This is a genomic window from Methyloceanibacter methanicus (genome assembly GCF_001723285.1).
Taxonomy (GTDB): Bacteria; Pseudomonadota; Alphaproteobacteria; order Rhizobiales; family Methyloligellaceae; genus Methyloceanibacter; species Methyloceanibacter methanicus.
Window position 1 is genome coordinate 74,969 of the sequence record NZ_LPWG01000003.1, and the last position, 23,725, is coordinate 98,693.

The window sequence follows — 23,725 nt, forward strand, 5'->3', positions numbered from 1 at the left end:
CCGCATCGGAGGAGCCGGTCCGAATGAACGAGAGCGGAGAGATCAAGAGGCCCGATAGGGTGGAAGCCGCCGATATCATGAAGCTTCTGCCGCATCGGTACCCATTCCTGCTCGTCGACCGCATCGTCGACATGGATGGAGACCGCTCTGCCACTGGAATCAAGAACGTGACGGCGAACGAGCCCTATTTCCAGGGGCACTTCCCCGGCAACCCCGTCATGCCCGGCGTTCTGTTGATCGAGGGCATGGCGCAAACGGCCGGCGCCTTGTGCATGCGGTTCATCGACGAGTTCGAGGAGCCGCCGCTCGTCTATTTCATGGCGATCGACAAGGCCCGCTTCCGCCGCCCCGTTATCCCTGGAGACACGGTGCACTACCATGTCGAGAAGATGCGCAGCCGCGGGCGCGTTTGGCGTTTCAAAGCGAGAGCGCTTGTGGATGGAAACCTCGTTGCCGAGGCGGAAGTCAGTGCAGTGATCGTCGATTCGATCGAGGCAGAGGCTGAGTAACTCCTCAATGTCCAATATTCACGCGACCGCGCAGGTCGATCCGGGTGCCAAGCTCGGGTCGAACGTCGAGATCGGGCCGTTTTGCGTCGTGGGGCCCCATGTGGAGCTCGCCGACGACGTGGTCCTCCGCCCTCATGTCGTCATCGAGGGGCGTACAACGATCGGTCCAGGGTGCAAGATCTTTCCGTTTGCCTCGATCGGACTCGAGCCGCAGGACATCAAGTACAAGGACGACCCGAGCACGGTCACGATCGGCGCCAATACGCTGATCAGAGAGCATGTGACCATTCACCGGGGCACGCCGACCGGCCACATGGCCACGCGCGTGGGCGACAACTGCTTCCTGATGATCGGCGCGCATATCGCCCATGACTGCCAGATCGGAGACAACGTCACCCTCGTGAACGGCGTCACGCTCGGGGGCCACGTTTCCGTCGGCGACGGCGCCATTGTCGGCGGTCTCTCGGCCGTCCATCAATTCGTGCGCATCGGCTCGTGTTCATTCGTCGGCGGCATGTCGGGTGTCGCTGCGGACCTCATTCCCTACGGCATGGCGCTCGGAAACCGCGCCAATCTGAACGGGCTCAATATCGTGGGCCTGAAGCGAAAAGGTTTCTCACGCGATCAGATCCATGAACTGCGCAAAGCCTACCGCATGCTGTTCTCAAGCGAAGGCACGCTCAAGGAACGCCTGGAGGACGTCGAGACCATGTTCTCGGGCAACGAGCTCGCGCAGCAGATCATCGACTTCATCAAGAGCGATTCGGATCGATCCTTCTGCGTTCCCAACAATGTCGCAACGCCACCCCGCTGATAGTGAGCCGTTCGACGCGCTCCGGTCCGGAACGATAACGGGACCGCTTGGCATCATTGCCGGTCGCGGCTCCTTGCCCGCCTTCATCGCGGACGCAGCCGCCGCAGACGACGTCGCCGTCCATATCATCGGCATCCAAGGCGAGGCCGACCCCGAAATCGAACGCTTTCCGCACACCTGGATGAGATGGGGGGAGGTCGGGAAGCTTTTTGCCGCCTTGGAGACCCATCGCTGCAAGGACCTCGTCATCATCGGTGGCGTGAGCCGGCCGGATTTCAAGAATGTCCGGATCGATCTCGGAGCCATCAAGCATTGCCGTTTCTATGGCCTGCGCAAGGGGGGCGACGATCATGTCCTCTCCCGGATCGTGCGCTTCTTCGAGTACAAGGGGTATCGGGTCCATGGCGCCGGCGACGTCCTGCCCGAGCTTCTGATGCCCGAGGGGACATTGACGCGGCGCGCGCCGTCCGCCGACGACGAGGCGGACATGGCACTCGCCTTCGAGGTCGTACGCACCCTCGGACGACTCGACATCGGCCAGGCGGCCGTGGTCGCCAGCGGCTACGTCCTGGCCGTGGAGGCCGCCGAAGGCACCGACGCGATGCTGGAGCGCTGCGCCGAGATCAAGCGGCAGGGCCGCAGCCACGGAACAGCCTCAGGCGTGCTCGTAAAGGCGCCGAAACCGGGCCAAGAGGAGCGGGTCGACATGCCGACCATCGGACCGGAGACGATCGTCAAGGCCGCAGCGGCGGGGCTGTCGGGCATTGCAGTCGCCGCCCAGCACGTGCTGATCGCCGAATGCAAGCACACGATCGAGACCGCCGACGAACGGAAACTCTTTCTCTGCGGAGTGCCTTGGGAGGAGAAAGAGACCGCGCCGAAGGCTTAGGCTTTTGCGACCACCCAATCCTCGCGGGACCTTTCAACTGACGCGGCCATGGCGCTGGGGCGGATCGTGCCGCCCCGCTGAGAGTTCACCTCAAGCGTGCCGATCGTCCATGGGTACGAATGCCCGCTCCGTGGCGCCCGTATAGAGCTGACGCGGCCGCCCGATGCGCTGAGACGGATCCTCGATCATCTCTTTCCACTGGGCGATCCAACCGACCGTGCGCGCCAGCGCGAACAACACCGTGAAACATGTCGGTGGGGAAGCCAGTGCCTTGAGCGTGATTCCGGAATAGAAGTCGATATTCGGATAGAGCTTTTTCTCGATGAAGTACTCGTCCGACAGGGCGATCTTCTCGAGCTCCATGGCCACCTTCAAGATCGGGTCGTCCTGATGACCGACCGCCGCGAGCACCTCGTGACAGGTCTTCTGCATGATCTTGGCGCGCGGATCGTAGTTCTTGTAGACCCGGTGGCCAAAACCCATCAGCCGGAACGGGTCGTCCTTGTCCTTGGCCCGCCGCACATACTCTTCGATGCGGCTGACCGAGCCGATCTCCTCCAGCATCATGAGCGCCGCTTCGTTGGCGCCGCCATGGGCCGGTCCCCATAGGCAGGCGATGCCGGCGGAGATACAGGCGAACGGATTGGCACCCGACGAGCCCGCAAGCCGGACCGTCGACGTGGACGCGTTCTGCTCGTGATCGGCATGCAGGATGAAGATGCGGCGCATGGCCCGGGTCAGAACCGGATCAATCTCATATTCCTCGCACGGCACCGCGAAGCACATGCGCATGAAGTTGGCCGAGTAGTCCAGTTCGTTCTTCGGATACACGAAAGGCTGGCCGATGGAATATTTGTAGGCCATCGCCGCGATGGTCGGCATCTTCGCGATCATGCGGATGCTGGCCATTTCGCGCTGCCACGGATCCCGGATGTCGATGGAGTCGTGATAGAAGGCCGACAGCGCGCCGACCACGCCCACCATGATCGCCATCGGATGCGCATCGCGGCGGAAGCCGGAGAAGAACCGGTTCATCTGCTCATGCAGCATCGTATGGCGCGTGATGCGGAGCTTGAACGCATCGTACTGGACCTTGGTGGGAAGCTCGCCATACAGGAGCAGATACGCCGTCTCGAGAAAGGTCGTGTGCTCGGCGAGCTCGTCGATCGGATAGCCGCGATAGAGCAGGATGCCTTTGTCGCCGTCGATATAGGTGATCTTGGATTCGCAGCTTGCGGTGGAGGTGAACCCGGGATCGTACGTGAAGCACCCGGTCCGCCCGTAGAGCGAGGTGATGTCGATGACGTCCGGTCCCATCGTGCCGGCACGCACCGGCATATTGTGCTCGCCGCCGCGCAGCGTAATCGTCGCCTCGTCCACATCGTTCGAGCCAAGTTCTTCTGCGATACTCATCTCAAAACCTCCTGGACATTCACGGGGCAGCGGACACGATGTTCAATCGACCTATCAAAGCGTCGGCAACATCGCATGTCAGCCGGACTCATTTTGCATTGCCGCATTTTCGCGTTGAATTCGCCGCAGCGCAACATGACTTGGTGCATAAATATTACGCATTCTCGGGGGCGCCTGTTTGGTCGGCAATCCGGCCCAGAGCCTCCTCACGCCCGAGGACCTCAAGCACATCAAAGATACCGGGAGATGTCGAGTGCCCCGTCAGGGCCGCGCGAAGCGGCTGCGCGACCTTACCAAGCTTCCGGTCCGTCCGCTCGGCGAAGCTGCGGACACAGGCCTCCAGGCCCGAGACCGACCAAGGCTCCACGGCCGACAGGTCCGGCAGCAGCGCCGCCAGCGTCTCGCGGCCGCCGTCGTCGAGAAGCTTGGCGGCCTTTTCGTCCGGCCTCAGAGGACGTTCGGCGAAGAGATAATCGGCGCTCTCCAAGAGATCGACCAGGGTCTTCGCGCGCTCCTTCAAGCCCGGCATCGCGCGCTCGAGCTTGGCCCAACCATCGTTGCCGATGCGCCCGAGGATGTCATCCGCATCGCCAAGATGGGGCACGAGAGCCTTCAAATGACTCACGATCTCCGCGTCAGGCATCGTCCGCAGATAGTGCCCGTTGAGACTCTCGAGCTTGGCAAAGTCGAACCGCGCCGGCGAACGGCCGATCGCCTCCAGATTGAACCAGGCGATCATCTCCTCCGTCGAGATGACCTCCGCGTCTCCGTGGCTCCAGCCCAGCCGCACCAGATAGTTCCGCAAGGCGACCGGCAAATAGCCCATCTCGCGATAGGCCTCCACGCCGAGCGCCCCATGGCGTTTGGACAGTTTCGCGCCGTCGGGCCCGTGAATCAGAGGCACATGGGCGTAGATGGGTGCGTCCCAGCCGAGAGCCTCAAAGAGCTGTGTCTGCCGTGCCGCGTTGGTGAGGTGGTCGTCGCCGCGAACCACGTGGGTGATGTCCATGTCGCGATCGTCGACCACGACCGACAGCATATAGGTCGGGGTCCCGTCGCTCCGTAGAAGGACGAAATCGTCCAGATCCTTGTTCGCGAATGTGACGCGCCCTTGAATTCGATCCTCGATGACGGTCTTGCCCTCGCGGGGGGATTTGAAGCGGATGGCCGGCGCGACGCCGACCGGCGCCAGGGCCGGATCCTTGTCCCGCCAGGTGCCGTCGTAACCCGGGGAGCCGCCCTCGGCGCGGGCCTTGTCGCGCATGGCCTGAAGCTCCTCCGGGCTCGCGTAGCAGCGATAGGCCTTGCCCTCGGCCAGGAGCCGTTCGGCCACCTCGCGGTGGCGCTCCGAGCGGGCGTACTGATAGACCGGCTCGCCGTCCCAATTGAGCTCCAGCCAGCGCAGCCCGTCCAAAATGGCCGCGATAGCGGCGTCCGTGGAGCGCGCCCGATCGGTGTCCTCGATCCGCAGCAGCATCTTGCCGCCATGCGCTTGGCGAACAGCCAGTTGAACAAGGCGGTGCGCGCGCCGCCAATATGCAGGAAGCCCGTCGGAGACGGCGCAAATCGCGTGATAACGGTCTCGGTCATCGGTGAGGTCTTGAACCGGAAGGGTGCGTTGAGATGAAGAAGGAAAGCGTTCGCGGGAGGGTGTAGCATAAGGCCGCGACGCGGGTAAGGGCAGGGCAGACGCCCCGCCCCGGGGGAGCCATGCGAGGGACGGGCGAGGACGCAACAGGCGGCGACTGGCCTCCGGAGCCGGGGCGCAACCCTCACGGCACCCCTCACAGCCTGGGCGCCCGGCTGGCCGCCACGTTCGCGGACGCCCTGGAGGCCGAGACCGACCGCTGGTTTCTCTGGCTACCGGTTTTCTTCGCCGCCGGCATCGCGTTCTACTTCACCGTGCCTACGGAGCTGGATGGGCGCGTCGCGGCGGCCTTCGTGATCGCCGCGCTGGGCATCGTCCTGTTCCTCCGCGGGAGTGTGCTGGCTTCGCCGCCGGCGTGGCGCTCCTGGCGCTCGCCTTGGGATTTGCGGGCGCGAAGGCGCGCACGGAACTCGTCAGGGCGCCCGTGCTGCAGAGCGAACTGCGCCACGTGCCGGTCACGGGCTTCGTGGAAACGTTCGAAGCCCGGGTGGATGCCCGCGACCGGCTGACCTTGCGCGTCATCGGCATTGGGTCGCTCACGCCGGCCGAACGGCCGAGACGCATCCGCGTGAGCCTCGCCGGCAAGACGGCGAGCGTTCAGCCCGGAGAGGCCGTCGCCTTGCGGGCGACCCTGAACCCGCCGCCGGAGCCCGTCGCGCCGGGCGGCTTCGATTTCGGACGGCGGGCCTGGTTCCAGCAAATCGGCGGATTCGGCTACGCAACGGGGCGCATCGCCCCGCTCGAGAATGCGCCGCAAGCCCCGGTGGGGCTCCGCCTTTGGGCCAAGGTCGATAATCTCCGGAACGCCGTGAACACCCGCATCCGCGCGGCGTTGCCCGGAGAGACCGGCGCCGTTGCCGTCGCACTGATCACGGGGGAACGGGGCGGCATACCGAACCGCGTGACAGAGGCGATGCGGGACGCAGGGCTCGCCCACGTCCTGGCCATATCGGGACTGCATATGGTGATCATGGCGGGCAGCGTGTTCTGGCTCGTCCGCGCGATGCTGGCCTTCGTGCCCGGGATCGCCTTGCGCTTCCCCATCAAGAAATGGGCGGCCGCGATCGCGCTCCTTGCCGCGGGCTTCTATCTGGTGCTTTCGGGTGCGTCCGTCCCAACGGTCCGCGCCTTCCTGATGATGGGCATCGTCATGGTCGCGATCATGCTCGACCGGCCGCCGATCACCATGCGCAACGTGGCGTTGGCCGCGCTCGCCATTCTCGTCGTCGCGCCCGAATCCCTGTTCGACCCCAGCTTCCAGATGTCGTTCGCCGCCGTCATCGGCTTGGTCGCGGCCTACGAGCCTATTCCGCGCGCAGCGCGCGCCTGCGGCGGAGACCAACGCGGCCTGGCGCGGTCTGCGCTGGGGCGGCGCGCTCGTTTTCGGCGCCGGCCTCACCACCCTGATCGCCGGCGGGGCGGTCGCGCCGTTCGCCGTCTACCATTTTCACCGCATGACCCATTACGGCATCGCCGCCAACATGATCGCCGCGCCGCTGATCAGCCTGCTGATCATGCCCATGGCGCTGCTGTCCCTGATCGCCATGCCATTCGGCTGGAGGCCTGGCCGCTCCAGGCCATGGGGCTTGGAATCGGGCTCATGGTGGGCGCGGCCGAATGGGTTGCCGCCTGGCCCGGCGCCGTCACGATCCTGCCCGATCTGTCCGGGTGGGCGCTCGCCCTGATCGCCCTTGGTGGCCTTTGGCTGTGCCTGTGGCGCACCCGGCTGCGCGCGCTCGGCCTCGTAATCGCCGCTTTGGGGCTCGCGCTCGCGCCACCGGGGCACCGGCCCGACGTCCTGATCGAGCGGGACGGCAAGACGGCCGCCTTGCGCGGCAACAGCGGCCTGGTCTTCCCGTCGGCGACCGCGGGAACCTACAGCGTCGAGAAATGGCTCCTGGCCGATGGCGACGGCACCGATCCGGGAAACCTGCCGCGCTCGTCGCCGTTCCGCTGCGATCCGCTGGGCTGCGTGGGGCAAGTCAAGGGAAAGACCGTGGCGCTGATCCGCGAGACGGGGGCTCTGGCCGAAGATTGCCGCAAGGCCGATATCGTCATCGCACCGTTCAAGCTCGGAAAGACCTGCAAGGCCCCGCGCATCGTCGTCGACAGGACGGCGCTGTCGGCCCAAGGCGCACACGCGCTCTATATCGAAGGCCTGTCGATCCGAACCGAGACCGTCGCCGGAACGCGCGGGGCACGTCCCTGGTCCCGGTCCACAGTGAATGCAAAACCGCCCCGGCGCCCGCGCCAGGGCACGGAGACCGGCGCTGCGGGCCGGGGGCTTAGTAGCGGCGAATGAGGCCGACCAGGCGCCCTTGGACCCGCACCCGGTCGGGCCCGAAAATCCGCGTCTCGTAGGCCGGATTGGCCGCTTCCAGCGCAATGGAAGCGCCCCGGCGGCGCAGGCGCTTCAGCGTGGCTTCTTCCTCGTCCACGAGGGCCACGACGATGTCGCCGTTGCTGGCGTCGTCACATTTGCGGACGATGATCGTATCGCCTTCCAGAATTCCGGCATCGATCATCGAGTCGCCCTTCACCTCGAGCGCGTAGTGCTCGCCCTTGGCCAACAGCTCCGGCGGCACCTCGATCGTATCAAGCTTGGTCTGAATGGCTTCGGCGGGGACGCCGGCGGCGATCCGGCCCATGATCGGCAGGGCGATGGTCTGCCCCTCGGAAGAGGTTTCCGATGCTGCCGAGGCCATCCGTCCCAGACTGCCCTCGATCACGCTCGGCGAGAACCCGCGCCCGCGCGCCGCAATACCTTGCGGAACCGATTCGGGGAGTTTGATGATCTCCATGGCCCGGGCCCGATGGGGCAGGCGGCGCACGAAGCCGCGCTCTTCCAGGGCCGTGATCAGACGATGAATGCCGGACTTGGACCGAAGATCCAGAGCCTCCTTCATTTCGTCGAACGAAGGCGGAACGCCTGACTCCTTCAACCGCTCATGGATGAACATGAGAAGCTCTTTTTGCTTCGGTGTGAGCATTTGGTCCCCTTCTTGAGCGACTCGGACTGCGTTGAGCGGCTCGGACTGAGCAACAACCAACCTGGCCTTCGCAAATTCCGGCCAGGGCTTGGCCCCGTATCGTACAAATCGTGAACAGTATAGATGTTCTGTTTGTGTTCCGCAAGCAGAACCGCGCAACAGCGGGGTTGGTTGGCGCCTTTGGACGCCTTTTGTTCGGTCGATTCGGGTTGCCGAGCCGTTAATCAGCCCGCGAGCGGCAGAACGAGCACCTTCGTTCCCTCCGGAACGGCCGGGGCGTGGGGCGCCCGGACGATGAGGCAGTCCGCATGGGCCAAGGCCGCCATCAGCGACGAATCCTGGGACGACAGGACCCGGACATGGCGTGTTCCATCGTCCGCAAAGCTGGATGTGGCCCGTTGATAGCCCTGGCGCGGCCCGTTCTCCGGCAACGCGGAAGCCAGAGTCGCTTGCTGCGGGACAACGCTCGCATTCCCGCCGAGGAGCCCGCGGAGCATGGGCAGCAAAAAGACCACGGCGCAGACAAAGGCCGAAACGGGGTTCCCCGGCAAGCCGAGAACGCGCGTCGAACCAAGCCGTCCGGCGAAGGCGGGCTTGCCGGGCCGCATGGCAACCTTGGCGAAGTCCATCTGCAGGCCCGCCCGCGCAAGGGCGTCCGCGACAAGATCGCGTTCGCCGACGGACGCGCCGCCGATCGTCACGAGCACGTCCGCATCCGCGACCCGCGCGATGAACTGGGCGAGGGCGCCCTCGTCGTCGCGCGCGACCCCGAGGTCCAGCGAATCGCCGCCGTAGCTGTCGACAAGCGCGGCGATGCCGTAGCTGACGGACGCGACGATCTGATCGGGGCCGATCATGCTGCCCGGCGGTACGATCTCGTCGCCTGTCGACAGGATGGCGACACGCGGCTTCCGCCGCACCGGCAACTCCGCGTGATTCATCGCCGCCGCCAGCATCACCGTCCGCGCGCCGAACCGCGTTCCCCGCCGCAGCAGCACGTCACCCTCCATGAAGTCCTGACCTTCGGGGCGGATATGCCGCCCGGCCACGGCGGCCTTGACCAAAACGCTGTCGCCGAAGGCTTCGGTATCTTCCTGGATGACCACCGTGTCGGCCCCGTCGGGAACCGGCGCACCGGTAAAGATCCGGACGGTTTGTCCGGGTCCGACGATGCCGTCGAACCGCGCGCCGGCCGCGGATTCGCCGATCAACGCGAGCGTGGCCGGCAGGGCGGCCACATCGGCCGCGCGGACCGCATAGCCGTCCATGGCCGAGGCATCGAAGGGGGGCTGCGTCAGCGTGGCGGCCAGATCTTCCGCGAGTACCCGGCCGTGGGCTTGCGCGATCGGCACGCGCTCGACCTCGAGTGGGCTCAGGCCCGACAGGACCCGCTCAAGTGCATCCTCGACGGAGATGAGCGCCATCACTCATGGCGCCCGGAACGTGCCGGACCGACCGCCGGACTTCTCCACCAGCCGAATGCCGGAGAAGCTCATGGCGCGGTCCACAGCCTTGCACATGTCGTAAAGCGTCAGGCAGGCGACCGTGACGGCAGTCAGCGCTTCCATCTCGACGCCCGTCTTGCCGTCCACCTTGACGGCCGCCTCGACGCGCAGGCGCGCCCCCGCGCGGTCCGGCGTGAAATCGACCGTGACCTTGGAGAGGGCTAGCGGGTGACACAGCGGGATGAGGTCGGCCGTCTTCTTGGCGGCCATGATGCCGGCGATGCGTGCCGTCGCCAGTACGTCCCCCTTCGGTGCCGTCCCGTCGAGGATCATGTCGAGCGTCGCCGGTGCCATGGTCACGTAGCCTTCCGCCACGGCCGTTCGCGACGTGACGGCCTTCTCCGAGACATCCACCATATTCGCCTCGCCACGGGCATTGAGATGGGACAGCGGGCCGCTCATTGCGCGGCCTCGGCGGCACTGTCTACGCCCGTCAGAAGCGCCCGGGTCGCAGCAGTCACATCGGTCTTCCGCATGAGACTCTCGCCGACCAGGAAGGCATGCACATCGGCACGTGCGAGCCGCGTCAGATCCTCGTGGTCGAAGATTCCGCTTTCGGCCACGACCATGCGATCGCCGGTAACGCGTGGCGCGAGGCGTTCGGTGGTCTCGAGCGTGGTATCGAAGGTCTTGAGGTCCCGGTTGTTGATGCCGATCAGCTCCGTCTTGAGCGTCAGGGCGCGATCGAGCTCCGCCTCGTCATGCACTTCGGCCAGCACATCCATGCCGAGATCGCGCGCGGCATCCTCGAGGCCGCGGGCAAGCGCATCGTCGACCGCCGCCATGATGATCAGGATGCAGTCCGCGCCGAGAACGCGCGCCTCGAGCACCTGGTAGGGATCGATCATGAAGTCCTTGCGCAAGGCAGGGAGCGAGCACGCCGCCCGCGCGAGCGTCAGATATTCCGGGTTGCCCTGGAAAGACGGACCGTCCGTCAGCACGGACAGACAGGCCGCCCCACCGGCCTCGTAGGCCACCGCAAGCGTCGGCGGATCGAAATCAGCCCGGATGAGCCCCTTGGACGGACTCGCTTTCTTGATCTCGGCGATGAGGCCGAAACCGCCGGCCCCGATCCGCGCCTTCAAAGCGCCGGCAAAGGGGCGGGGCTTGTCGCCCGCGTCGAGATCCGCGCGCAGGTCCTGTTCAGACCGTATTTTCTTAGCGGCCTCAACCTCTTCGCGCTTGTAGGTCAGAATTTTGTCGAGCACGTGCGCCATGGGATGTCCTTATGCGCCCACACTATCATTGGTGAGCGCCACGAGCCCCTCCAAAACCTGGAACGCGCGTCCGCTGTCGATCGCCTCCGCCGCCAGCGTCACCCCATCGCGCAAGGACTCCGCCTTGCCGGCCACGAGCAATGCCGCCGCCGCGTTCAACAGCACAATGTCGCGAAGCGGCCCTCGGTTCCCCTGCAGCACCGCCTTGATATGGGCGGCATTCTCTTCCGCGTCGCCGCCGATCAGGTCCTCGGGCTTTGCGTCGGGGAGGCCGGCATTGCGCGGCGAGATGCGGAACGTGGAAACCTTGCCGGAATCGAGGACGGCGACCTCGCTGAAATTGGTGGTGGTCAGTTCGTCGAGACCGTCGCAACCGTGGACGACCCAGGCACGCTCGACTCCGAGAAGCCCCAGCACCTTGGCGATCGGTTCGACCCATTTGGAATCGAACACGCCGACGACCTGATATTTGGTCCGGGCCGGATTGGCCAGTGGGCCGAGCAGGTTGAAGATCGTCCGCACGCCGAGTTCCCCCCGCACCTTGGCCACGTGGCGCATGGCGGCATGATGGGCGGGCGCATACATGAACCCCAACCCGCACTCGGCGATGCAGCGCTCGATCGTCTCCGGCGCGCAGTCGAGATTGACGCCAAGTGCGGCCAGCACGTCGGCCGAGCCCGAACGCGACGAGATCGACTTGTTGCCGTGTTTCGCGACGGGCACGCCCGCGCCGGCCACCACGAAGGCGGCGCAGGTCGAGATGTTGTGCGTACCCTTGGCATCGCCGCCCGTACCGCATGTGTCGATCGCGCCGGGAGGTGCCTTGACCGACAAGGCCTTCGCCCGCAGCACCCGCGCCGCGCCGGCGATCTCCTCGACGGTCTCGCCACGCGCCTGCAGTCCCATCAAGAGGGCACCGATCTGAGCATCGGTCGCCTGGCCCGACATGATGGCCTCGAAGGTCAGCGCGGCCTGTTCCTCGGTGAGCGTATCGCCGCGCAAGACCGCTTTGATGGCCTCCCGCAGATGGTTCGAATCCGCTTGCGGGGCAGGCGAGGGGCTAGAGGGCACCGGCCGTATCTCTTTCCGGAGTGCCACGGCTGCGCCGTTCGACACGGGCAAGATCCAAGAAATTGCAAGCAATTGATGCCCGTGTTCGGAGGCGATGCTCTCGGGGTGGAACTGCACGCCGTGGACGGGATAGCTTGTATGCTGCATGCCCATGATGACGCCGTCCCCCGTTTGGGCCGTCACTTCGAGCTCGGCGGGAAGCGTGTCCGGATCGACGACCAGCGAGTGGTAGCGGGTGGCCGAGAAATCCTGCGGCAGGCCGGCGAAGATTCCCGTGCCGGTGTGGTGCACCTTGGACAGCTTGCCGTGCATCAGATAGGGCGCGCGGACAACCTTGCCGCCAAACACCTGCCCGATGGTTTGGTGGCCGAGACACACACCCAGGATCGGCACCACGGGCGCCGCGCGCGAACCAGCTCCAGGCAGATGCCCGCGCGATCCGGATCGCACGGTCCGGGAGACAGCACGATGGCCTCCGGCGCTTCGGCCAGGACCTCGTCGACCGTCACCTTGTCGTTGCGGTAGACCTGCGTTTCCGCCCCCAATTCCCCGAGGAAATGCACGAGGTTGTAGGTGAAACTGTCGTAGTTATCGATCAGGGTCAGCATGGTTCCAGTTAGGCCTTGCGCCAAGGCGCCGTCAAGGCCGGCAAGCCATTGCAGCCTAGCTCTGGCACACCAATATTGGCCTTACGATCCTCTCATTTTTTAGGAGATTCTATGGAGACGATTTTTGCTGCCGTTGTTGGACAGCGCGACCAGGTGTTTTACGTCGGCGAAGAGAACGTAGAAGATGCTGCCAAGACTCTTTTGGCGCGCCAACCTTCTCTGAGCGATCAGTCGGTAACATTCTACGAACTCCCCGGAGCCCAGGCAGAGTTCCTCAACCTTGGACAAGGTGGGGTTCTGGAGTGGCCTAGCGGTACGGTCATCCGGCTGGAGAAATTGACCGGCCCGATTGCCGATTAGTAAGCCTGCGGGCACCCAACTACCCAGGGCACCTCGGCAAGTGGGTGCCTATGCCCGACTCTTACGACGCGGCGTCCCCGCGCACGTCCCTGGGTGCAAGGAACTGCGTGAGGCTTCCACTGCCCACGTCGACACTCGACCAAAGACCCGCGGGAAAGGTGATCACGGCCAGCCCCCCCGTCGGATATTTCTCGCTCAAACGGTCCCGCAGCTCCTTCGGCCCAGCGCCGATCAGTTCGAGCGCCAGCGCCTGAATCTCCGGATTGTGACCGAGCAGCAGGACGCTACGCGCGCCAGGCTGAATGCCCCGCAACATGTCCAACATCTCTTCCGGAGTCGCGTGGTACAGCGAGTCCTCGTAAAGGACCTTGGGTTCGACCTTCAGCTCCGGCAGGACGAGGGCGAGCGTATCGACTGTGCGCTGTGCCGACGAGCACAGGATCAGTTCCGGGTCGATTCCGCGCTCGGACATCGCCCGGCCCATGGCGGGCGCGTCCGCCATGCCCCGGGAATTCAACGGCCGCTCCCGGTCAGGTAGCGCCGGATTCTTCCAGCTCGATTTGGCGTGGCGCAGGAGGCTGAGGGTAAGCATGGTCGAACCTCCTGGTCTCCTTACTGGCCGCGCTTGGCCCGGGCCGCAAACCGTACGGCCTCGTCGGCTGCCTTGAACAGGGCGCCCGCCTTGTTCATGCATTCGATCTGTTCGTTTTCCGGCACCGAGTCCGCGACGATCCCCGCGCCGGCCTGCACGTACATGACACCGTCCTTCAGAACGGACGTCCGCAAGACGATACAGCTATCCATTTCGCCGTCGGCGGAGAAATAGCCGACGCAGCCGGCGTAAATGCCGCGCGCCGAATCCTCCAATTCGTCGATGATCTCCATGGCGCGGACTTTGGGCGCGCCGGACACCGTGCCGGCCGGAAAGCCCGCCATCAGCGCATCCACCGCGTCGTGGTCCGGCGACAGCGTCCCGGCGACATTCGAGACGATATGCATGACCTGGCTGTAGTACTCCAGGAAGAAGCTGTCGGTGACGCGGACGCTCCCAACCTCCGCGACGCGGCCCACGTCGTTCCGCCCGAGATCGAGCAGCATCAGATGTTCCGCGCACTCCTTGGGGTCGCCGAGAAGCTCCTTCGCGAACGCCTGGTCCTCGTCGGGCGTGCCGCCGCGCGGACGCGTTCCCGCGATAGGCCGGATCGTGACCTCGCCCTTCCGGACGCGCACCAGAATTTCCGGGCTCGATCCGACCACGGCAAAGTCCCCGAAATTGAGGTAGTAGAGAAAGGGCGAGGGATTGACCCGCCGTAGCGCGCGGTAAAGCGAGAAGGTCGGCAGCTCGTAAGGCGCCTCGAAACGCTGGCTGAGGACGACCTGAAAGATGTCGCCGGCGGAAATGTACTCCTTCGCGCGCGCAACCTTGGCCATATAGGCCTCCGGCGACGTGACGGCGCGCGGCGCGGGATGCGGCACGTCTTCGATCGGCTCGGGCTTGTGGGGCAGGAGCTGGTCGAGCCGGTCCAGGATGACGTTCAACCGCTCTCCGGCTCGCGCATAGGCAGCCTTCGCGCTGACCCCTGGGGCTGGACGCACCGGGGTTACGACGCAAAGCTCGTCCTTCACGCTGTCGAAGATCACGATCAGCGTGGGCCGCACGAGAATGCTGTCGGGCAGGCCGAGGTCGTCGGGCTTGCCGTCGGGCAGGTTCTCGATCAGCCGCACCGTATTGTAGCCCATATAGCCGAAAATGCCGGCCGCCATGGGCGGCAGCGCCTCGGGCAGTGCGATCTTGGATTCGGCCAGCAGCGCGCGCAGGCTCTGAAGCGCCGGTTGCGGGGCCGGCGCGAACGCATCCCGGTCGGATTGGGGGCTGCGGTTGATTTCGGCCTTGTTGCCTTGCGCCCGCCAAATCACATCCGGTTCGCAGCCGATGATCGAGTAGCGGCCGCGATTGGCACCGCCCTCGACGGACTCGAACAGAAAGCTGTTGGGCCGCTCGTTTGCGATCTTGAGCATGGCGGAGACGGGCGTTTCCAGATCGGCCACGAGGCGCGTCCAGACCACTTGCGCCACGCCCTCGTCATAGAGGCGCGCGAACGCCGTGAAGTCCGGCTCCATCGAGGCCGAACCAAGATCGGGCAGGGGCGGACTCACCGAAGCTGGCGCCGAACTCATGGCTCCTCGCCGCTACCCGTGAGCCTCGCGAGCGCCTGGCTGTTGATCTTCACGCCATAGGTCTGCTCCAGCTCGCTGAAATACTCCGCGATGATGTCCTCGCTGTAGAGCAGCCCGATCCGTGCCCGCAATTGCTTGAGAGCACGCGGATCTATCTCCGGCGGCTCGACGATTTCGTCCACCTGGAACACGATCCGGCCCTCGTCGACACCAGACGCGGCCGAGCCGAAGCCTCCCTTGGGAAGCGTGAAGGCCTGCTGCACCGCCGCCGGAAGCACGTTTACGGTAATGTCGTCGCGCTTCAGCGCCGATGTCGGCAGCACGTCGTTGCCAAGCTCCTTGGCGATGCCTTCAAGCGTCTTGGACCCATCGTTCAGATCACGGATCATCTTTCTGCGTGAGAACCGTGACCTGATTGCGCGTGGCTTCCGCGCGCCAGCCTTTTTCCACGTCGGCGCGAACCTCGTCGAAGGGCTTGAGCGTCTCGGGCGTGATACCCAAGACCTCGTACCAGACCACGCCTTCATCGCGGGCGCGATGGGATCGTTTTCGATCCCCGCATCCGTCACGAAGATTCCGTTCAGGAGTTCCTTCTGCGCCGGGGCTTCGATCGTCGACCCGTCCGGCTTGCGGCCTGTGCGATCCACCTGATCGATGACCGTGTAGTTGAGCTTGAGCTTGCCCGCGGTCTCCTCCAGCGTCGAACCCGAGGCGAGCTCGTCCTCGACCTTGTCGTGCATGTCGAAGATGGCGCCGGACGCCCGCTCCTTGGCGATCTCCTGTTCGATGTCGGCCTTGGCCTCTTCAAAGGTGGGAACCTTGCCGGGTGTGATTTCCGTCACACGGATCAGCACAACGCTTCCGAGCTTGCCGGTTATGGGCTTGCTGACCTCGTCCTTTTCGAGCTTGAAGGCTTCTTCGGCCACGACCTCGTCGGCCAGTTCGCTCTTCGAAACGGTGCCGAGATCGATATCCGTCTCGCTCAGGCCAAGCTCCTTGGCCGCCTCGACGAAGTCGGTGCCGGACGCGATCTTCGCGGCGATCTTTTCAGCTTCCTCGGCATTGGGAAGCGCGATCTGCTGGATGCGCCGCTTTTCGGGCTGGCCGAGCGTGTCCTTCTTGGTTTCGTAGGTCGACTTGAGGTCGGCCTCGGTAATGTTCAACTCGTCCTTCACCGTTTCCGGCGTGACCGCAATCATGCCGACCTTCCGGTATTCCGGCTGGGTGAAGGTCTGCTTGTGATTGTCGTAATAGGATTTCAGATCCTGCTCCGTGGGATCGCCCACGGCCTCGGCGGCCGATTTCGGAACGAGCACGTATTTCAGGATGCGCCGTTCCTCGTTGAACTTGTTCAACGCATCGACGATCGCCTGGGGACTGCTTGCGACTTCGCCGACCGTGACCAGCAATTGCCGCCTCAGAGACTGCTCACGCAGAGTCTGCAGGTAGGTGGCTTCGTTCATGCCGATATTACGCAAGGCCGACTGAAAGGCGAGGGGACTGAAATTGCCGGACGCATCCTGGAAGGAGGGATCCTTCATGATCTGCGCCAGCAGCGCCTCTTCACTGATGCTCAGGCCGAGATGTCCGGCATGGGTGTCGACGGCGGCGCCCCCCACAAGCCGTTCCAGCACGCGCTGATCGAGCCCGGCGCCCCGCGCCTCTTGCAGACTGAGGCTACGGCCCGCGTCCTGGCTCATGGCGCGCAGGACGTCCTGCTGTACGCGCTGATAGTTCTGTGGAGAGATCTCCGTATCGCCGACCTCGATCAGAGTCTGCCGGCCATAGCCGGTAAAGATATCGGCGATACCCCAGATGGCGAAGCTCACCACCAGCAGGGCGACGAGAATCAGTCCTAATGTTCGTGCTGCGCCTTTGCGCAATGTGTCGAGTGCCACGCCTCGAAGACCTTCTTATTCATGAATTGCCAAATGCGCATCGGCGTCCGATGTTATGGCCGCCTGGCGCGGCGCGCATCATAGGTAGACAGCGCGGGTGCGGCAACACGAACAAACAAAGGAAAATTGCGCTATTTCGTTGGCGTAAACGCGCGAGTTGGGGGGAAAGGTGACTGGGATCAGGCCGCTTGTTGCCGGGAATTGGAAAATGAACGGGCTCGGCAGCGCCCTGTCGGAGCTTGCAGCGCTGCGAGCGCGCCTTGATGCCGCGCCGGGTCCGGAGACCGACATCATGGTGTGTCCGCCGGCGACGCTGCTGACCCGTGCCCGCGAGACACTCGAGGGCTCGCCGATCATGCTCGGGGCGCAAGACTGCCATCCGCTCCCGTCCGGCGCCCATACAGGCGATCTCTCTGCCGAAATGCTGGCCGACGCCGGCGCGACCGCCGTGATCGTCGGCCACTCGGAACGGCGGATCGACCATGGCGAGTCCGACACACTCGTGCATGCCAAGGCGCTTGCGGCCTACCGGGCCGGGCTGATGGCCATCATCTGTATCGGGGAGACCGAATCACACTACCGGGACGGCAAGACGCTCGACATCCTCAGGAGCCAGGTCGAAGGGTCTGTACCGGAAGCGCGCGCCCGAGAATACGGTCATCGCCTAGCCGTCTGGGCCATCGGCTCGGGCCTCACGCCGACGCCGGCGGAGGTCGCCCAGGTCCATGGCCTCATTCGCTCGGTCCTGGGGCAAATGCTGGGCGATTCGGAAGCGGGTGCCATGCGGCTCCTCTATGGCGGCTCCGTGAAGCCCGCCAATGCGGCGGAACTGCTCTTCGTTCCGGACGTGAACGGAGCACTGGTCGGCGGCGCGAGTCTCAAGGCCGCGGATTTCTACGAAATTCTGTCCGTCTACGCCGAAACCCGGTGCTGATCGGAGGCCCGAAAACCCTGGGTCCGCGCTTGCAAATCGGTTAAGCTTCTGCATTCTGCCAAAATGACGACGGCAGGGGGCCATGACGTTCTTGGGGAGCGGATGACGAAGCTGCGTCCAATCGCTGTGATGCTGGTCGTTTTGGGATTCGCTCTGCCCACTGGCACGGCGGGAGCGGAACCCCTGGAAGCCGATGAGTGCAAGGCGCTCAAATCCGAGAAGGAAGCCTTGCTCACGGCGACGGTCCAAGCCGCCCTCAAGCGCGGGCCCGACTGGGTCAAGGACCATCTCCACGACCAGGACAAGATCGAGCAGGTCCGCCAATACTTGCTGGTGGAAGAGAAAGTCGCCTTCCGCTGCCGCACCAACGGCGTCCGGATTCCCAAGCCTCTGCCGCCGTCGCTGCCCGACCGCAAACCGAAGGTTCCGACCTTCGTTCTCGCGGGCGTGGACGCCACCTCGCTCATCCCCTTGCGCAATCCCTCGCGAGGGGCAGGTGAGAAGGTGACGGCGGCGTCGCCACGAGCGACGGCGAGGGCGATATCGACGGCGATCCGGATCTCGGGTCCGACGACGCGGCGGAGCTTACGTCCGCAGCCGATACCAGCGTCTCCAGCACCGAAGCCGGTGTCAGCGCCGCCAGCGAGGCGGTCGCCAAAGAAGAGGCGGCAATCCGGCAGGGGCTAGCCAACCCCTAGCGGAGTCGGATAAGACAGCGCCTTCCGATAACAAGGCGACACAATGAGCACCGTAATTCTTCTGATCCATGTGATGATCGCGATCGCCCTCGTGGGCGTCATCCTGCTGCAGCGCTCCGAAGGCGGCGCGCTTGGTATTGGCGGCGGCGGTGGCGGCGGCGGCGGCTTCATGACCGGCCGCAGCGCCGGCGATGCGCTCACGCGGACCACGACCATTTTGGCGGCGTGCTTCTTCCTGACGAGCCTGACCCTGTCGATCCTGGCGAGCCACAACACCGCCTCGACCCCGTCGATCGTGCCGACCAGCGGCGGCGAGGGCGGGCTGACGCCACTGACGATTCCGGGCCAGACGGAGCCGACGGCACCGGCCGCCCCCGCAGCGCCATCTGGACCGCAAGTCCCGCAATCGAACTGATTTGGCGTCAAGTTTCGCACAGAAAATTCTGCGCCAAGACGTCTCGCCGGGCACGTTTGGGCTGCGCATAAGCCCAGACTCGGTGTAGGGTCGAGGCCCATGGCGCGGTACGTCTTCATTACCGGCGGCGTGGTTTCCTCACTCGGCAAGGGGCTCGCTTCGGCAGCGCTTGGGGCGCTTTTGCAGGCGCGCGGATTTCGCGTGCGTCTCTGTAAGCTCGACCCTTATCTGAACGTCGATCCAGGAACCATGAGCCCCTACCAGCACGGTGAGGTCTTCGTCACCGATGACGGTGCGGAGACGGACCTGGATCTGGGCCATTACGAGCGCTTCACCGGCCGGCCGGCGCGGCAGGCCGACAACATCACCACCGGCCGGATCTATCAGGAGATCATCGCCAAGGAGCGCCGGGGCGACTATCTCGGCGCCACGGTCCAGGTCATTCCCCACGTGACCGACGCCATCAAGAATTTCATCGTCACGGGCAACGAAGACGTCGACTTCGTGCTCTGCGAGATCGGCGGCACAGTCGGCGATATCGAAGGCCTGCCGTTCTTCGAGGCCATCCGCCAGCTCGGCAACGAGTTGCCACGGGGGACGAGCGCATTCGTCCATCTTACGCTCCTGCCTTATATTCCGAGCGCGGGCGAACTGAAGACCAAGCCCACCCAACACTCGGTCAAGGAATTGCGTTCGATCGGCATCCAGCCGGACGTCCTGCTCTGCCGCGCCGACCGGCCGTTGCCGCCGGACGAGCGGCGCAAGATCGCGCTGTTCTGCACGGTCCGCCCCGAAGCCGTGATCCAGGCGCTCGACGTCTCCAGCATCTACGACGTGCCGCTCGCCTATCATTACGAAGGGCTGGACAGCGAACTCCTGGCCGCGTTCGGCATTACGGACGCGCCGGCTCCGGACCTGTCCCTGTGGAGCGATATCTCGGCCACCATTGCCGAACCCGACGGCGAGGTGACGATCGCGATCGTCGGGAAATACACCGGGCTCAAGGACGCCTACAAATCCCTGAGCGAGGCGCTGACCCATGGCGGCATCGCCAACAAGGTCAAAGTCAATCTCGAATGGATCGAGTCCGAGATCTTCGAGAGCCAGGACGCCGCGGCCTATTTGGAAGACGTGAACGGGATCCTCGTGCCGGGCGGGTTTGGAGAACGTGGCGCCGAAGGCAAGATCCTGGCGGCGCGCTATGCCCGCGAGCGGAACTTCCCGTACTTCGGAATCTGCTTCGGCATGCAGATGGCCGTCCTCGAGGTCGCGCGCCATCTGGCCGGGATCGAGACCGCCAGTTCCACCGAATTCGGCCCGACGGACGAACCGCTGATCGGTCTCATGACCGAGTGGATGAAGGGCGATGAGCTGGAGCGCCGCGAACACAATGGCGATCTTGGCGGCACGATGCGGCTCGGCGCCTATGACGCCATGCTCGCGCCCGGCAGCAAGGTCGCCGAAATCTACGGCACGACGGAAATCTCCGAACGTCACCGGCACCGCTATGAAGTGAATATGCGCTACCGCGACCGGCTGGAGAAGGCGGGCTTGCGTTTTTCAGGACTGTCGCCAGACGGCCTTCTGCCGGAGATCGTGGAAATCCCCGGCCACCCCTGGTTCATCGGCGTTCAGTTTCACCCCGAACTGAAGTCGCGGCCCTTCGCGCCGCACCCGCTGTTCAAGTCCTTCATCGCCGCCGCGGTCGAACAGAGCCGGCTGGTCTAGGGACCGCGAGCCGGGAAACGCCCCGGCTCGCGGCTCGCCTCTTACTTCTGCGGTGCGGACGCGCCCGGGGCGACATCGGAGTCGCCTTCGCCGCGGACCGGGATCTCGTCGTCGCCGGTGAGCACGCCGCCCGGCTTGAACAGGAGCCCGGCGATCCCGGCGCCGATCAGCGGCGCCACGATGAACAGCCACAATTGGGCAAGCGCGGTGGGGTTCGTGCCCGCACCCACCAGGGCCGGCCCAAGCGAGCGGGCCGGGTTCACCGACGTGCCGGTGACATTGATGCCGAGCAGGTGCAGGGCGACGAGCGTCAGCCCGATAGCGAGCCCTGCGAGCCCCACCGGCGCGCCCTTCTGCGTCACGCCGAGAATGCAGACGAGGAACAGGAACGTTCCGACGACTTCGTATACGAAGGCCGACGTCACGCTGTACTCGCCGAGATAGCCTGCGCCCCAGCCATTCTGACCGAGGCCGCCCGTCCAGCCGGACGCCTTGCCCGACAGGATGAGATAGAGCACGGCGGCGCCGGCAATGGCGCCCAGCACCTGCGCGATCACATAGGTCACGAAATCGGAGACCGTCATGCGGCCGGCCACGAGCACGCCGAAGCTCACCGCCGGGTTGATGTGGCATCCGGACACCTGTCCGATACCGTAGGCCATGGCGACGATCGCAAGACCGAACGCCGTGGCAATGCCGAGAACGTCGACCGCCGTGGGCCCTTCGCCCATCCCGGCGATCACAGCCGTTCCGCAACCGATCAGAACCAGAGCAAACGTCCCAATGAATTCGGCGATCGCCTTATTCATACCCATTCCTCCCCAATGAGATATGCCCGGGAAACCCGGCGGCACAACCACTGCATGATCGCGGCGCCGATGCCTAGTCAAAACGCGCCAAACAAGCACTTCCCCACAGTTGACGCATGCCTGCGCACGGCTCATGAAGGACCCCATGAACGAAGCTTTGAAGCCTGCGCCGGCGGCCACGGTCACCGCCGGTTCCGTGACCTTCGGCAACGCCTTGCCGCTCGCCGTCATGGCCGGTCCATGCGTCCTGGAGAGCCGGGCGCACGCGCTCGAGACCGCCGCGGCGCTGAAGGAGGTTGCGGAACGCCTCCGCATCGGGCTGGTCTACAAGTCCTCGTTCGACAAGGCGAACCGGACGAGCCTTTCGAGCGCGCGCGGTCTCGGGTTGAATGAAGCGCTCTCCGTCTTCGCGGACATCCGCGAGACCACGGGACTTCCCGTGGTGACGGACGTTCACGAGCCGGACCAATGCGCCGCCGCCGCCGAAGCCGTGGATGTGCTTCAGATTCCCGCCTTTCTCTGCCGCCAGACCGACCTTCTGGTCGCCGCCGCAAAGACGGGCAAGGCGGTCAACGTCAAGAAGGGCCAGTTCCTGGCGCCCTGGGACATGCGCCACGTGGTGGCGAAGGTCGTCGGCGCCGGCAATCCCAACGTCCTCGTGACCGAGCGCGGGGTCTCGTTCGGCTACAACACGCTCGTGTCGGACATGCGCGCTTGCCCATCCTCGCCGAGACCGGGCGCCGGTTTATTTTCGATGCGACCCATTCGGTGCAGCAACCCGGGCGGGCAGGGGGCACCAGCGCGGGGCGAGCGGCGCTTCGTGCCGGTGCTGGCCCGCGCGGCCGTGGCCGTCGGCGTCGCGGGTGTCTTTATCGAGACGCATCAGGACCCCGACAATGCGCCCTCGGACGGCCCCAACATGGTGCCGCTGCGCGATCTGGAAGGCTTGCTTGCGGAGATCATGGCCTTCGATTGCTTGGCCAAGGAGCGCTTGGCCAAGGAGCGCCTGACGAAGGATCGCGCCGAAGGCTAGCGCCCGCTTAGGCCGGTGCGATCAGATGCGCCGTTTCCGGATCCCAGCGCCAGAGCTTGGCATTCGTCAGGTGCGTGCCGCCCCACCAGCGGTCGATCGTGTGATGTGCCGCCCAGTCGGCCCGCCCCTGGATCACGTCCTTGCCCAGCGTGGTCAGGGCAGGCTGGCTCTTCACATAGGTTTCCATGCGCGCCTGGTCCGCAACCTGGAACGGCGCACATTCCAAACCGGCGACAAGAGGCGTGGGCGCCAAGGCCAATTCATCAAGCGTCCGCCAGAAGCTCCAATCGCCCATGAAGTCCGCCTCTTCCATCTTCTGGGCGGTGCCGAACAGGGCCACCGCCGACAGACCCGTCTTGGCTTGCAGGCAAGCCAGCATCTGCCGCTCCGTCCGCGAGAGGCCGTCCGGCCCCGGAAACTCTTCGAGCATGCGGACCACGGCGCCGCGGAGGAAGGGCAGCGCGGACAGGTCCTCTTTCAGAAGATGCGCCCAGGCTTCCGGGGTGGGCTGACGGAAGGCCGCCCACGCGCGAACCGCGAGATCGAGCTGCGTTTGCGTCACCGGACGCGCCTGGGTGAATTGCTCGGCGATCGTTTCCGGCTCCTGGCGGCCGATATAATCGTCCGTCTGGACAAGCAGAAGCGTTTCGGGCTCGCGCGGATGATCGGCGAACCAGTCGAGGACCTGGATGAGTTGAAGCTGATCGTAAAGATCATGTTCGAACCACAGGATAACACGATCAAAATTTGCACTGATGCTCAGCCCCCGGTCCCGCGAGGTGAGCTCGAATTCGATGGCGCTTTCGTCGCCCGCGCCAGACGCTCCGAGATAGGACACCCGGACCTCGGTCAGCTCTTCCAGGCTGTCGGTCAGCAGGACGGGACCCTCGTACAGAACGTCGCGCCAGGGCAGAACTTCGGCGCCGGGCAGGGTGCGCCGCAGAAGCTCGCCGGCTGAATCGCCGTTGGTGATGATGAGATCCGTCATACGTGCCGCCCTTCGTCGCG

Annotated in this window: 21 protein-coding genes and 3 pseudogenes; 11 read left to right on the forward strand and 13 right to left on the reverse strand. The window is 65.0% G+C overall.

Annotated features, from left to right (window positions below):
* Nucleotides 1-23 precede the first annotated feature (23 nt).
* The 3 genes from fabZ to AUC68_RS02290 are packed head-to-tail and all read left to right on the forward strand — an operon-like array spanning nt 24 to nt 2,212.
* Nucleotides 24-509, forward strand: a complete 486-nt coding sequence (gene fabZ / locus AUC68_RS02280) for a 3-hydroxyacyl-ACP dehydratase FabZ (protein ID WP_069436167.1) — start codon at nt 24-26, stop codon at nt 507-509.
* 7 nt (nt 510-516) lie between these two features.
* The gene (lpxA, locus tag AUC68_RS02285) at nt 517-1,323 is read left to right on the forward strand and encodes an acyl-ACP--UDP-N-acetylglucosamine O-acyltransferase (protein WP_069436168.1); all 807 of its coding nucleotides are present in this window, start codon (nt 517-519) and stop codon (nt 1,321-1,323) included.
* Nucleotides 1,301-2,212, forward strand: a complete 912-nt coding sequence (locus tag AUC68_RS02290; RefSeq protein ID WP_069436169.1) for an LpxI family protein — start codon at nt 1,301-1,303, stop codon at nt 2,210-2,212. The genes lpxA and AUC68_RS02290 overlap by 23 nt, the downstream gene beginning before the upstream one ends.
* A gap of 90 nt (nt 2,213-2,302) precedes the next feature.
* Here AUC68_RS02290 and gltA read toward each other — a convergent pair whose 3' ends face one another.
* Together gltA and gltX are read right to left on the reverse strand one after the other, a co-directional pair.
* Nucleotides 2,303-3,625, reverse strand: a complete 1,323-nt coding sequence (gltA, locus tag AUC68_RS02295) for a citrate synthase (RefSeq protein ID WP_069436170.1) — start codon at nt 3,623-3,625, stop codon at nt 2,303-2,305.
* 154 nt (nt 3,626-3,779) lie between these two features.
* Nucleotides 3,780-5,215 (reverse strand): annotated as a pseudogene (gltX, locus tag AUC68_RS02300) (glutamate--tRNA ligase).
* Nucleotides 5,216-5,628: 413 nt separating this feature from the next.
* On the opposite strand from gltX, the pseudogene AUC68_RS18525 reads away from it, so the two are divergent.
* Both AUC68_RS18525 and AUC68_RS18530 read left to right on the forward strand, forming a co-directional pair.
* Nucleotides 5,629-6,585, forward strand: a pseudogene (locus tag AUC68_RS18525) (ComEC/Rec2 family competence protein); the annotation flags it as partial.
* Nucleotides 6,586-6,679: 94 nt separating this feature from the next.
* A complete protein-coding gene (locus AUC68_RS18530; RefSeq protein ID WP_425283204.1) occupies nt 6,680-6,958 on the forward strand; it encodes a ComEC/Rec2 family competence protein in 279 nt (92 codons plus the stop codon).
* Between the two features lie 600 nt (nt 6,959-7,558).
* Here the strand turns inward: AUC68_RS18530 and lexA are convergent.
* The 6 genes and pseudogenes from lexA to AUC68_RS17060 form a co-directional block, all read right to left on the reverse strand.
* The gene (lexA, locus tag AUC68_RS02310; RefSeq protein WP_069436172.1) at nt 7,559-8,263 is read right to left on the reverse strand and encodes a transcriptional repressor LexA; all 705 of its coding nucleotides are present in this window, start codon (nt 8,261-8,263) and stop codon (nt 7,559-7,561) included.
* Between the two features lie 224 nt (nt 8,264-8,487).
* Complete coding sequence (locus AUC68_RS02315; protein WP_069436173.1) at nt 8,488-9,687, reverse strand: molybdopterin molybdotransferase MoeA; 1,200 nt, start codon at nt 9,685-9,687, stop codon at nt 8,488-8,490.
* A 3-nt stretch (nt 9,688-9,690) separates the two neighbouring features.
* Nucleotides 9,691-10,170 carry a cyclic pyranopterin monophosphate synthase MoaC gene (moaC, locus tag AUC68_RS02320; protein ID WP_069436174.1) on the reverse strand — a complete coding sequence of 160 codons (480 nt, stop codon included), beginning with the start codon at nt 10,168-10,170 and terminating at the stop codon, nt 9,691-9,693.
* On the reverse strand, nt 10,167-10,985 hold the full coding sequence (gene trpC, locus AUC68_RS02325; protein WP_069436175.1) for an indole-3-glycerol phosphate synthase TrpC: 819 nt from the start codon (nt 10,983-10,985) through the stop codon (nt 10,167-10,169). Before trpC ends, moaC begins: the two co-directional genes overlap by 4 nt.
* 9 nt (nt 10,986-10,994) lie before the next feature.
* Nucleotides 10,995-12,101, reverse strand: a complete 1,107-nt coding sequence (trpD, locus tag AUC68_RS17055; protein ID WP_280138498.1) for an anthranilate phosphoribosyltransferase — start codon at nt 12,099-12,101, stop codon at nt 10,995-10,997.
* A pseudogene (locus AUC68_RS17060) lies at nt 12,046-12,664 on the reverse strand (anthranilate synthase component II). The gene trpD and the pseudogene AUC68_RS17060 overlap by 56 nt, the downstream one beginning before the upstream one ends.
* A gap of 111 nt (nt 12,665-12,775) precedes the next feature.
* On the opposite strand from AUC68_RS17060, the gene AUC68_RS02340 reads away from it, so the two are divergent.
* Nucleotides 12,776-13,024 (forward strand): hypothetical protein, encoded by a 249-nt coding sequence (locus AUC68_RS02340; protein ID WP_069436176.1) that lies wholly within the window; start codon nt 12,776-12,778, stop codon nt 13,022-13,024.
* Nucleotides 13,025-13,085: 61 nt separating this feature from the next.
* Here the strand turns inward: AUC68_RS02340 and AUC68_RS02345 are convergent, their stop codons facing one another.
* Genes AUC68_RS02345 through AUC68_RS02355 form a run of 3 tightly spaced genes read right to left on the reverse strand, consistent with a single transcriptional unit; the run spans nt 13,086 to nt 17,100 of the window.
* Nucleotides 13,086-13,616 carry a SixA phosphatase family protein gene (locus tag AUC68_RS02345; protein WP_069436177.1) on the reverse strand — a complete coding sequence of 177 codons (531 nt, stop codon included), beginning with the start codon at nt 13,614-13,616 and terminating at the stop codon, nt 13,086-13,088.
* Nucleotides 13,617-13,636: 20 nt separating this feature from the next.
* Nucleotides 13,637-15,202 (reverse strand): anthranilate synthase component I, encoded by a 1,566-nt coding sequence (gene trpE / locus AUC68_RS02350; RefSeq protein WP_083240321.1) that lies wholly within the window; start codon nt 15,200-15,202, stop codon nt 13,637-13,639.
* Nucleotides 15,199-17,100 (reverse strand): SurA N-terminal domain-containing protein, encoded by a 1,902-nt coding sequence (locus AUC68_RS02355; RefSeq protein ID WP_069436179.1) that lies wholly within the window; start codon nt 17,098-17,100, stop codon nt 15,199-15,201. Before AUC68_RS02355 ends, trpE begins: the two co-directional genes overlap by 4 nt.
* Before the next feature lie 169 nt (nt 17,101-17,269).
* On the opposite strand from AUC68_RS02355, the gene tpiA reads away from it, so the two are divergent.
* The 4 genes from tpiA to AUC68_RS02375 all read left to right on the forward strand — a co-directional run bounded on the left by tpiA (nt 17,270) and on the right by AUC68_RS02375 (nt 20,875).
* The gene (gene tpiA / locus AUC68_RS02360; RefSeq protein ID WP_083240336.1) at nt 17,270-18,034 is read left to right on the forward strand and encodes a triose-phosphate isomerase; all 765 of its coding nucleotides are present in this window, start codon (nt 17,270-17,272) and stop codon (nt 18,032-18,034) included.
* A 102-nt stretch (nt 18,035-18,136) separates the two neighbouring features.
* Nucleotides 18,137-18,721 carry a hypothetical protein gene (locus AUC68_RS02365; RefSeq protein ID WP_069436181.1) on the forward strand — a complete coding sequence of 195 codons (585 nt, stop codon included), beginning with the start codon at nt 18,137-18,139 and terminating at the stop codon, nt 18,719-18,721.
* 54 nt (nt 18,722-18,775) lie between these two features.
* Nucleotides 18,776-19,147 carry a preprotein translocase subunit SecG gene (secG, locus tag AUC68_RS02370; RefSeq protein ID WP_069436182.1) on the forward strand — a complete coding sequence of 124 codons (372 nt, stop codon included), beginning with the start codon at nt 18,776-18,778 and terminating at the stop codon, nt 19,145-19,147.
* Between the two features lie 99 nt (nt 19,148-19,246).
* Nucleotides 19,247-20,875 carry a CTP synthase gene (locus tag AUC68_RS02375; RefSeq protein ID WP_069436183.1) on the forward strand — a complete coding sequence of 543 codons (1,629 nt, stop codon included), beginning with the start codon at nt 19,247-19,249 and terminating at the stop codon, nt 20,873-20,875.
* 41 nt (nt 20,876-20,916) lie between these two features.
* Here AUC68_RS02375 and AUC68_RS02380 read toward each other — a convergent pair whose 3' ends face one another.
* Nucleotides 20,917-21,684: an aquaporin gene (locus AUC68_RS02380; protein WP_083240322.1), complete on the reverse strand. Its 768-nt coding sequence runs from the start codon at nt 21,682-21,684 to the stop codon at nt 20,917-20,919.
* A 145-nt stretch (nt 21,685-21,829) separates the two neighbouring features.
* On the opposite strand from AUC68_RS02380, the gene kdsA reads away from it, so the two are divergent.
* Nucleotides 21,830-22,717 (forward strand): 3-deoxy-8-phosphooctulonate synthase, encoded by an 888-nt coding sequence (kdsA, locus tag AUC68_RS02385; RefSeq protein ID WP_158008206.1) that lies wholly within the window; start codon nt 21,830-21,832, stop codon nt 22,715-22,717.
* A 7-nt stretch (nt 22,718-22,724) separates the two neighbouring features.
* On the opposite strand, the gene AUC68_RS02390 is transcribed toward kdsA, so the two are convergent.
* Entirely contained in the window at nt 22,725-23,705 is a 981-nt protein-coding gene (locus AUC68_RS02390; RefSeq protein WP_069436184.1) for a hypothetical protein, read from the reverse strand.
* Nucleotides 23,706-23,725 lie beyond the last annotated feature (20 nt).

Excerpts from the sequence above, each read along its gene's own strand:
- moaC (WP_069436174.1), bottom strand. The coding sequence starts at position 10,170 with ATGAGCGGCCCGCTGTCCCATCTCAATGCCCGTGGCGAGGCGAATATG.
- AUC68_RS02340 (WP_069436176.1), top strand. The coding sequence starts at position 12,776 with ATGGAGACGATTTTTGCTGCCGTTGTTGGACAGCGCGACCAGGTGTTT.
- AUC68_RS02390 (WP_069436184.1), bottom strand. The coding sequence starts at position 23,705 with ATGACGGATCTCATCATCACCAACGGCGATTCAGCCGGCGAGCTTCTG.
- AUC68_RS02375 (WP_069436183.1), top strand. The coding sequence starts at position 19,247 with ATGGCGCGGTACGTCTTCATTACCGGCGGCGTGGTTTCCTCACTCGGC.
- trpE (WP_083240321.1), bottom strand. The coding sequence starts at position 15,202 with ATGAGTTCGGCGCCAGCTTCGGTGAGTCCGCCCCTGCCCGATCTTGGT.
- AUC68_RS02365 (WP_069436181.1), top strand. The coding sequence starts at position 18,137 with ATGACGAAGCTGCGTCCAATCGCTGTGATGCTGGTCGTTTTGGGATTC.
- fabZ (WP_069436167.1), top strand. The coding sequence starts at position 24 with ATGAACGAGAGCGGAGAGATCAAGAGGCCCGATAGGGTGGAAGCCGCC.
- kdsA (WP_158008206.1), top strand. The coding sequence starts at position 21,830 with ATGAACGAAGCTTTGAAGCCTGCGCCGGCGGCCACGGTCACCGCCGGT.
- AUC68_RS02345 (WP_069436177.1), bottom strand. The coding sequence starts at position 13,616 with ATGCTTACCCTCAGCCTCCTGCGCCACGCCAAATCGAGCTGGAAGAAT.
- lpxA (WP_069436168.1), top strand. The coding sequence starts at position 517 with ATGTCCAATATTCACGCGACCGCGCAGGTCGATCCGGGTGCCAAGCTC.
- AUC68_RS02315 (WP_069436173.1), bottom strand. The coding sequence starts at position 9,687 with ATGGCGCTCATCTCCGTCGAGGATGCACTTGAGCGGGTCCTGTCGGGC.
- AUC68_RS02380 (WP_083240322.1), bottom strand. The coding sequence starts at position 21,684 with ATGAATAAGGCGATCGCCGAATTCATTGGGACGTTTGCTCTGGTTCTG.
- lexA (WP_069436172.1), bottom strand. The coding sequence starts at position 8,263 with ATGCTCACACCGAAGCAAAAAGAGCTTCTCATGTTCATCCATGAGCGG.
- trpC (WP_069436175.1), bottom strand. The coding sequence starts at position 10,985 with ATGGCGCACGTGCTCGACAAAATTCTGACCTACAAGCGCGAAGAGGTT.
- secG (WP_069436182.1), top strand. The coding sequence starts at position 18,776 with ATGAGCACCGTAATTCTTCTGATCCATGTGATGATCGCGATCGCCCTC.
- gltA (WP_069436170.1), bottom strand. The coding sequence starts at position 3,625 with ATGAGTATCGCAGAAGAACTTGGCTCGAACGATGTGGACGAGGCGACG.
- AUC68_RS02290 (WP_069436169.1), top strand. The coding sequence starts at position 1,301 with ATGTCGCAACGCCACCCCGCTGATAGTGAGCCGTTCGACGCGCTCCGG.